General features: G+C 38.2%; 7 protein-coding genes. All 7 read left to right on the top strand.

Annotated features, from left to right (window positions below; translation table 11 throughout):
• On the top strand, window positions 1–5,164 hold a 5,164-nt coding region (locus HMPREF2987_RS03105), incomplete at its 5' end, for a ZmpA/ZmpB/ZmpC family metallo-endopeptidase (RefSeq protein ID WP_257375065.1).
• Between the two features lie 156 nt (window positions 5,165–5,320).
• The gene (locus tag HMPREF2987_RS03100) at window positions 5,321–5,881 is read left to right on the top strand and encodes a TlpA family protein disulfide reductase (RefSeq protein ID WP_075229290.1); all 561 of its coding nucleotides are present in this window, start codon (window positions 5,321–5,323) and stop codon (window positions 5,879–5,881) included.
• A gap of 9 nt (window positions 5,882–5,890) precedes the next feature.
• Window positions 5,891–7,006, top strand: coding sequence for a peptide-methionine (R)-S-oxide reductase MsrB (gene msrB, locus HMPREF2987_RS03095; protein WP_075229289.1), 1,116 nt, complete (start codon window positions 5,891–5,893; stop codon window positions 7,004–7,006).
• Window positions 7,007–7,283: 277 nt separating this feature from the next.
• The gene (locus HMPREF2987_RS03090) at window positions 7,284–7,775 is read left to right on the top strand and encodes a hypothetical protein (protein WP_075229288.1); all 492 of its coding nucleotides are present in this window, start codon (window positions 7,284–7,286) and stop codon (window positions 7,773–7,775) included.
• Between the two features lie 67 nt (window positions 7,776–7,842).
• Entirely contained in the window at window positions 7,843–8,319 is a 477-nt protein-coding gene (locus HMPREF2987_RS03085) for a DUF2975 domain-containing protein (protein WP_075229287.1), read from the top strand.
• A gap of 17 nt (window positions 8,320–8,336) precedes the next feature.
• Complete coding sequence (locus HMPREF2987_RS03080; protein ID WP_004252288.1) at window positions 8,337–8,540, top strand: helix-turn-helix domain-containing protein; 204 nt, start codon at window positions 8,337–8,339, stop codon at window positions 8,538–8,540.
• Between the two features lie 152 nt (window positions 8,541–8,692).
• Window positions 8,693–9,473: SIALI-17 repeat-containing surface protein (locus HMPREF2987_RS03075; protein ID WP_142995348.1), on the top strand; the 781-nt coding region annotated here is incomplete at its 3' end.

Here is a 9,473-nt window from a genome sequence, read left to right as displayed (position 1 = left end):
TGAAGGTGAATCACTGGTTCAACCAGAATTGCCAACCTACACAGGTGAGATTAACGCTAAAGGCACGCAAGAATCAGGCCATGAAGGTGAATCTCTGGTTCAACCAGAATTGCCAGCTTACACAGGTGAGATTAGTACTAAAGGAACTCAAAAATCAGGCCATGAAGGTGAATCTCTAGTTCAACCAGAAGAACCAGCCTACACAGGTGAGATTAGTGCTAAAGGAACTCAAGAAAAAGGTCACGAAGGTGAGTCTTTAGTTCAGTCAGAAGAACCGGCTTATAAACCTGAAGAAAGTGCTAAAGGCACCCAAGAAGCAGGTCACGAAGGTGAATCCTTAGTTCAGCCAGAATTGCCAGCCTACACAGGTGAGATTAGCGCTAAAGGAACTCAAGAAGAGGGCCACGAAGGTGAATCTCTAGTTCAACCAGAAGAACCAGCTTATAAACCTGAAGAAAGTGCTAAAGGCACGCAAGAAGAGGGCCACCAAGGCGAAGCTTTAGTTCAGCCAGAAACCCCCGCCTACACAGGCCAAATCACAGCAAAAGGAACTCAAGAAGCAGGTCACGAAGGCGAATCTCTAGTTCAGCCAGAATTACCAGAGTACGAAGTAGCTGAAGCAACTGTCACAGAAACTGAAACTGTAGAAGTTCCATATACAAGAGAGTATGTAACTGACGATACTCGCTACACTGATGAAGAAACAGTAATTCAAAATGGTCAAGCAGGAAGTCAGCTGATTCACCGTGTCTATAAGACTGTCAATGGCCAAAAAGTTGGGGACCCAATCAGCACGAGTACAGAAACTGTTAAGGCTCCAGTAAACGAAAAAATTAGTCGTGGTACCAAGGCTATTGAAGGTCAAGTTGAAGAAGTTTCATTTGAAGAAATTCCTTTCGAGACAAGAACAGAAGTAGACAGCACTCTTCCGAAGGGAACAGAAGTTGTTGCTCAAGCTGGTCAAAACGGTAAGAAAAAGATTACTAAAGTCTATAAGACTCTTAAGGGCGTGAAAACTGCGGATGCTCCAACTATTTCAGAGGAAGTTGTCGAAGCTGCGCAAGATCGTCTCATTAAGAAAGGTGATCAAGTCCTCGCCGCGCCAACGTTGACACTTACTCAAATTGATAAAGAAGAATTAGAGCGTAGTGCCAAGGTTCGTTACCAATTGGTCAAACCAACAGGTGTAACCATTAAATCTCTTGAAGTTGTCTTGAAAGATGGTGATACTAGCCTTCAAACAGTCAACATGTCTGAGGGAGATTTGACTGCTAATCTTACAGACTTGAAATACTACAAGGACTACAAGATTGCGACCAAGATGGTTTACGATCGTGGAAATGGTAACGAAGAAGTAGTTCTTAAGGAAGAACCACTAAGACTCGATCTCAAAAAAGTCGAAGTCAAAAACATTAAGGAAACCAGCCTTATCAGTGTTGATGACCAAGGTGTAGAGACTGATAATAGTCTCTTGTCAGCAAAACCATCAGATGTTAAACCTTACTACTTAAAAGTTACGACACATGATAACAAGGTTACAAGACTAGCTGTTGACAAGATTGAAGAAGTCACAGTTGATGGTAAAGCATTGTTCAAAGTCACTGCTAAAGCACCAGATCTAGTCCAACGTAACGCAGATAATCAGTTTACAGAGGAATATGTCCATTACTTTGCTAAACCAAAAGCCCATGAAGGTGATGTTTACTATGATTTCAATGATCTTGTAAAAGCTATGCAGGACAATCCTACTGGTACCTTTAAGCTTGGTAGCAGTATGAATGCAAGTAACGTGAACCCCGCTGGCAAGTCTTATGTAACCAATGCCTTCAAGGGAACATTGGAAAGTACAGAAGGTAATAAATTTGCCATCCATAACATTACGAGACCATTGTTTGGTAACATTGAAGGTGGTACTGTCAAGAATCTCTTGCTTGAAAATGTCAACATTGACATGCCAGGATTTGATCGAGTAGCACCAATCGCAAATGTTATCAAAAATAATGCAACTGTTGAAAACGTTAAAGTAACAGGTAATGTTGTCGGAGGCAACGATGTAGCTGGTATTATCAATAAAATTGATGGTAGTGGTAAGGTAAGTAATGTTGCCTTTATCGGTAAGATTCATGCTGCTGGAAACAAAGGTTGGTACTTAGCGGGTGTTCTAGGTGAAAACTGGAAAGGTATCGTAGAAAAAGCCTACGTTGATGCTGAAATTACTGGGAATAAGGCAAAAGCTGCAGGATTAGTTTATTCTTCTCAAAATGGTGGAGATAACAATACACTAGGAAGAGAAGGTGTTCTCAGAAATTCAGTTGCTAAAGGTTCTATCGAGCTGAAAGAAGCTGTTCAATCTGGTGGATTACTTGGTACTAACTGGGCCTTGGGTGCTATTGAAGATAACATCACCATGATGAAAGTCAAAACAGGTGAGATGGTCTTTGGTCACTCTGATATTGACGCCGATGATTACTTTACGTATTCAAGAACAAAACGTAACTTCAGTGTTGAGGGAGTAAGTGAGGGTAATAAATCTTATAAGAATTCTCGCAAGATTCCTAGCATCTCACAAGAAGAAGCTGACAAGAAGATTGAAGCAATGGGAATCACTGCTGATAAATTTGAAAGCACGAAGCCTGTTGAAGACAAACTCAATAACATTGTCAACAAAGCTGATCAATACAAAACAATCATTGGCTACGACGCCTCTCGTGAAATTGCCTACCGTAATATCGAAAAATTACAACCATTCTACAATAAAGAGTGGATTGTTAATCAAGGAAACAAATTGGCTGCAGGAAGTCCTCTCTTGACTAAAGAAGTCTTGTCTGTAACTGCCATGAAAGGCAATGCCTTTGTAACAGAATTGGCTGATGCTGACCACATTTTGGTGCACTATGCTGATAAGACCAAAGACATTTTTACTGTTTCGCTGAAAGAATCTAAGGTCAAACAAGTGAAAGAGTACAGCATTGCTGAACTTGGAGAAGTTGTTTACACGCCGAATATGGTTGACAAGGACCGTAGTGATCTTATCAATGCTATCGTTGAAAAATTAAGTCCAGTTGAATTACAATCAGACCCAATTTATCAACGATTAGGAAGAACTGGGGATAATAGAGTTAATGCGATCAAGAACCTTTACCTCGAAGAAACCTTCAAAGAAGTCAAGGATAATTTGGCTAAACTTGTGAAACAGTTGCTTGAAAATGAAGATCATCAATTAAACACAGATGAAGCTGCTAAACGTGCCTTGATCAAGAAGATTGATGACAACAAGGCAGCGGTTCTTCTTGGTTTGTCTTACCTCAATCGTTACTACGGAGTTAAGTTTGATAACTTTAATATCAAGCAACTTATGTTGTTCAAACCAGACTTCTATGGTAAAAATGTAAGTGTGTTAGACTTCTTGATTCAGATTGGTTCTAAAGAAAGTAACATTAAAGGTGATAGAACTTTAGAAGCTTATCGCGAAGCTATCGGTGGAGTTATCGGTATCAGCGAGTTAAATAGTTTCTTAGACTATAATATGCGTCTATTCACAAATGATACAAACTTGAACGATTGGTTTATCAAAGCAACCAAAGACAATGTTTATATCGTTGAACCAGTAACAACAACTCCTGAGTTTGCTGATAAGAAACACAGAGCTTATGAAGGATTAAACAATGATATGCACGGTAAGATGATCTTGCCACTCTTGAACTTAAAAGATGCCCATATGTTCTTGATTTCAACATACAATACAATGGCTTATAGTTCATTCGAGAAATATGGTAAGTATACTGAAGCAGAACGTAATGCCTTCAAAGCTGAAATCGATAAAGTAGCCAAAGCTCAACAAAATTATTTAGACTTCTGGTCACGTCTATCGTTAGATAAAGTACGTAATAAACTTCTTAAGAGCAATAACATGGTACCAACACCAGTTTTGGATAACCAAAATTACAAGGATATCAGCACAGACCGTTACGGACATACAAACAGTGGTAAAGATGTGGCGCCTATCCGTGAATTGTATGGACCTACAGACCGTTATCATGCGACTGACTGGCGTATGGGAGCTGTGGCTCGTGTCTATGAGAATCCATATAAAGATGACTCTGTCTTCTTCATGGTTACCGATATGATTAGTGACTTTGGTATTTCAGCCTTTACCCACGAAACAACTCACGTAAATGACCGTATGGTCTACTTGGGTGGTTCAAGACACCGTGAAGGTACTGATTTGGAAGCATTCGCACAAGGTATGCTCCAATCTCCTGCTGAGTCTAGTACAAACGGAGACTTTAAAGCTCTAGGATTGAACATGGCCTACGAACGTCCAAATAATGGAAACCAATGGTACAACACAAATCCAAATGATCTGAAGTCACGTGACGAAATTGATCGTTACATGAAGGGCTACAACGACACTCTTATGCTTCTGGATTATCTTGAAGGAGAGGCTGTCCTCGATAAAGCAAATCAAGATTTAAACAATGCTTGGTTCAAGAAGGTTGATAAGCAATACCGAGGAAATAACACCAAGAACCAATTCGACAAGGTTCGACCTTTAAGTGATGAGGAAAAAGCTATTCCTTTACGCACAGTAGATGACCTAATTACGAACAACTTCATGACCAACCGTGGTCCAGGTAACAGAGTTTATAATCCTACTGACTTTGATTCTGCTTATGTGAATGTTCCAATGATGACTGGTATCTATGGTGGTAATACAAGTGAAGGTGCTCCAGGAGCGATGTCATTTAAACACAATACCTTCAGAATTTGGGGTTACTATGGTTATGAAAAAGGCTTCTTAAACTATGCTTCTAACATGCTAAAAGCCGAATCTAAAAAAGCTGGTAAAAATACTCTAGGTGATGACTTCATCATTAACAAAATTTCTGAAGGAAAATTCAACAATCTTGAAGATTGGAAGAAAGCTTACTTCAATGAAGTTGTAACAAGTGCCAAAAATGGAATTCAATCTATTGAAATCGATGGTAAAACATACAATAGCTATGAAGACTTGAAACGTGCATTTGCTGAAGCAGTTGATAAAGATAAGGCTACTCTAAGTAACGGATCTGTCAAATTTGATAATACCGTATCACTTAAAGAAAAACTCTTCAAGAAACTCCTTCAACAAACAGATAGCTTTAAAACTTCTATCTTTAAATAATCCCAAACTCTCATCTGCTTAGCAGGTGGGAGTTTTTGTAATCAAGAAGCTTAATGATTTTCCAAACAGATTTCAAGTATTTTTAGGGTGATAGGTATATAATAGAGCTATAATACAATATATATATTCATATGATGAGCGAGAAAGGTGATGAAAATGAAAAAATGGCAAGCAACTGTATTGGTCTGCGCTAGTCTGGTCTGTCTATCAGCTTGTAAAAATCAGACAACAAGCGAAACTGACAAGCAAAATGCAGACAAACAAGCGAAAGTTAGCTCTCAAATGGCAAAACAAGGAGAAGCAGTTCCAGACTTTGAGCTTATGGGAGTTGATGGTAAAACCTATCGCCTATCAGATTATAAAGGCAAAAAGGTCTATCTCAAATTTTGGGCATCTTGGTGCTCTATTTGTCTAGCCAGCCTCCCTGATACCGATGAACTGGCAAAAGAAGCAAGTGATGACTATGTCATCTTGACAGTTGTTTCTCCTGGTCAAAAAGGAGAGCAGTCAGAAGAAGCCTTTAAGAAATGGTATCAGGGTTTGGACTATAAAGATTTACCAGTATTGCTAGACCCTTCGGGACAACTTTTAGCGAGTTACGGAGTTCGTTCTTATCCGACTCAGGCTTTTATTGATAAAGAAGGTAAACTAGTTAAGACCCAGCCAGGCTTTATGGACAAGGAAACTATTTTACAGATGCTAAAAAACATAGATTAGAGGCTCATTATGGATGATAAATTAAAAATAATTGTATTCATAGGAATCATCATTTGCATCATCATCGGACTTTTATTTCTTTTGGAAAAAAGGAGCGCAAGCTACACAGATACCACTCAAATCGAGAAGGCAGCAGTTAGTCAAGGGCAAAAAGTCACGAAAAAAACTGAGCCAAGTAAAGATGCTGACTTACATGATATCTATCTAGCGGGAGGCTGTTTCTGGGGAGTTGAAGAGTATTTTTCAAGAGTAGCAGGTGTGACAGATGCTGTTTCTGGCTATGCGAATGGCAGAGGAGAAACAACCCAGTATGAATTGATCGGCCAAACAGGCCATGCTGAGACTGTTCATGTGACCTACGATGCCAATCAAATTTCTCTAAAAGAAATCTTGCTCCATTATTTCCGCATTATCAATCCAACTAGTAAAAATAAGCAGGGAAATGATGTGGGGACTCAGTACAGAACAGGAGTCTACTATAAGGACGAGCAGGACCTAGAAGTCATCAATCAAGTTTTTGAACAAGTTGCTCAGAAATACGACCAGCCTCTAGCGGTTGAAAAGGAAGCCTTAAGCAATTTTATTGTGGCTGAGGACTACCACCAAGACTATCTCCAGAAAAATCCTAATGGATATTGCCATATCAATGTCAATCAAGCAGCCTATCCTGTCATTGATGCGAGTAAATATCCAAAACCGAGTGACGATGAATTGAAAAAACTCCTCTCTCCTGAGGAATATGCAGTGACTCAAAATAGTCAAACAGAACGAGCCTTTTCAAATCGTTACTGGGATAAGTTTGAAGCAGGAATTTATGTAGATGTAGCAACTGGAGAACCACTCTTTTCTTCGAAAGATAAATTTGAATCGGGTTGTGGTTGGCCAAGTTTTACCCAGCCTATCAGTCCAGATGTTGCGACCTACAAGGAAGACAAGTCCTACAATATGGTCAGAACAGAAGTCAGAAGCAGAACCGGGAATTCTCACCTAGGACATGTCTTTACAGACGGACCTCAGGACAAGGGGGGACTTCGCTATTGTATCAATAGCCTATCTATCCGTTTTATTCCAAAGGATCAAATGGAAGAGAAGGGTTACGGTTATTTGTTGGATTATGTTGAGTGAACTTGATTTTATAAAAAAGAGTTTACTAAAAATGTTTTAATTCATATTTGATTTTTTTAGAAGTGTTGACTTTAATATTTGAAGTCTAATTGCTCTTAAATAAAGACATTTTTAAATAAAAGAAAAAAATTATCAAAAAACGATAAAAAAGTGTTGCATTTCAAAAAAATTATGCTATACTAGATATATCGAAAAACGATAATAAGTTTTCGAGTAGTAACAAAAAGAGCTCATTTGTTGCTAAAACTAAAAATATTTTATAAAAGAGGAAATCATCATGAAAAAAACTACATCAACTAAAATCGTAAACTTTACTAAATCACTTGTTACATTAGGCTCTAATTTCGGAATCTTTACCCTCAGTTTCTTTAGTATCGCTTCCTTAGTTCTTCTCCTTGGTCAATTTGATATCAGCCAACTAATGCCTGAAGGTGGGGAGGTAACAAGGTCAGGCTACGAAGCGTGGGGAGGAGTTAATGCCTTTGTTCTAACCTTTGTTGCTGGTAATACACTTCTAACTTATGGCCTTATCAAATTAAAACAGTTTGCTAAGGACTTTAAAGAAAGCGATCTTTTTGAACCTACAACCATTTCATTCTTGAAAAAGGGTGCAGTTTTAATGACGCTAGTAGGAGCAATCCAAGGTATTACAGAACTTATTTTGAATCCTGCCCACATCATTTTTAACTTCTCGATTGCAGCATTTTTGTTTATTGCTAGCTTGGTGCTTACTTCTATCAAAAATCAATTTTCAGATAAAGTAGCATAATACATGTACGTAACACTTACTAATATTGTATAATATAGTAGAGATTAGAAACGAGGTTTTGAAATTAATGTCTAAGAAAAATTCCTACTTACCATTTGCTTTAGGTTTTATTAATATCCTACTTTTTATCTTGGGAGTATCTTTAGTTATATCCATCCTTTTAACTGTTTTCAATGTAACTGAGATTAGCCTATTTAACCTTGGGACTATTTCCTTAAAACCTGGTATGGTGAATACTTCAATACTAGTGAGTGCTTTGTCCTTTATCAATAGCTTTATCATTCTGTTTGTTCTATTCTGTGTTAGACAGTTCTTCCAAAATATTATTCATGAACAGATTTTTACAAGTCATAATGTCAAACTTGCTAATCGTATTTCTCTTTCTCTCTTTATTGCCTCATTTCTAGGAGATGGGATTTTGACACTCAATGGTTATTCATTTCTAAATATAACTTTCATGGTTACTGCTCTCGTTGTTTGGACAATTGGTAAAGTCCTTGAAAAAGCAAACGAAATTGCAGAAGAAAATGAGTTTACAATTTAGAGAAAGGAGACTATCACATGATTGTTATTAATCTAGATGTCGAATTAGCAAAGAAAAAAATGCGTTCAGGAGATTTAGCAGAACGTGTAGGTATTACTCCCGCAAATCTTTCAATACTGAAAACAGGTAAGGCCAAAGCTATACGTTTTTCAACGCTAGAAGCCATTTGTAAAGAACTTGGGTGCCAACCTGGTGATATATTGGAATATGTGCCAGATTAAAAATTGGTTCAGCATAAGCTGAACCTTTTTTTTTATTCAAAAAATGATCAATTTATCTATAAAAAATTTTGTAAAAAAATCAATAAAATATTATAATAAGATTACGAAAACGGAACAAAGGAGATGTCTTTAAGGACAAGAACAAAGCTGATATGGAAGATAGAAAAAAGCTACAAAAATTTGCCATTCGTAAACTGAGTATGGGAGTGGGCTCGGTATTGATTGGACTTGCCTTCGTTGGAGGAACACTTGAACCAAAACTGGTTCAGGCTGATGAAACCAAGCAAGTTTCCTTTCACTATTTAGCGGAATCGGAGTTGACAGCTGCTGAACGTGAACTCATTCACCATGAATTGCCACAAGATCTTAGTCAAGAGAGCTATTATCTAGTCTATCGTAAGCAGGGACAGGCCGTCTTACCTCAAACAGGATCTGTCACCTTCCCCTTGGCTGGTGTTGGTCTTCTGACGGCTAGTTTGGTGGTTTTCCTATTTTCTAAGAAAAAACCTTCAAAGATAGTTGGAGTGTTATTGATTGCTTCTGTAGGTAAGAGTTTATTCCTACCTTATCAAGTATTTGCTTTTGAACACAAGGACTTGCTAGCTTATGATCAGACTAAAACCCTTGTGTCTGCAGATGGTTTCTCTCAAGGGATTATTGACATTAAAGGCTATGACTATATTGGCTATTTATTAGAGTCGGATTTAAGAGGAACAGGTCAAGATCTAACATCTAGTGCAAATCCAGAAATTCCTGCAAAACTAGTAAATCAAGCAGCCGTTCATGAAATTCCCGAATTCACAGGTGGTGTATCAGGCGAATCCTTAGTTGAGCCAACAAAACCAACATTTGAAGGTGGAGTCAATGGCCCAGGTACAGTATCCGAAAGCTTACCAGAGTATGAAGGAGGCGCAGTTCCAGTTGATACTCTGA

It is taken from the genome of Streptococcus sp. HMSC067H01 (assembly GCF_001814775.1).
GTDB lineage: Bacteria > Bacillota > Bacilli > Lactobacillales > Streptococcaceae > Streptococcus.
This window is presented reverse-complemented; position numbering and strand designations above follow the sequence as displayed.

What these genes read in the sequence shown, in the direction of transcription:
- HMPREF2987_RS03100 (WP_075229290.1), top strand. Translation starts at nt 5,321, where the DNA reads ATGAAAAAATGGCAAGCAACTGTATTGGTCTGCGCTAGTCTGGTCTGT.
- HMPREF2987_RS03080 (WP_004252288.1), top strand. Translation starts at nt 8,337, where the DNA reads ATGATTGTTATTAATCTAGATGTCGAATTAGCAAAGAAAAAAATGCGT.
- msrB (WP_075229289.1), top strand. Translation starts at nt 5,891, where the DNA reads ATGGATGATAAATTAAAAATAATTGTATTCATAGGAATCATCATTTGC.
- HMPREF2987_RS03090 (WP_075229288.1), top strand. Translation starts at nt 7,284, where the DNA reads ATGAAAAAAACTACATCAACTAAAATCGTAAACTTTACTAAATCACTT.
- HMPREF2987_RS03085 (WP_075229287.1), top strand. Translation starts at nt 7,843, where the DNA reads ATGTCTAAGAAAAATTCCTACTTACCATTTGCTTTAGGTTTTATTAAT.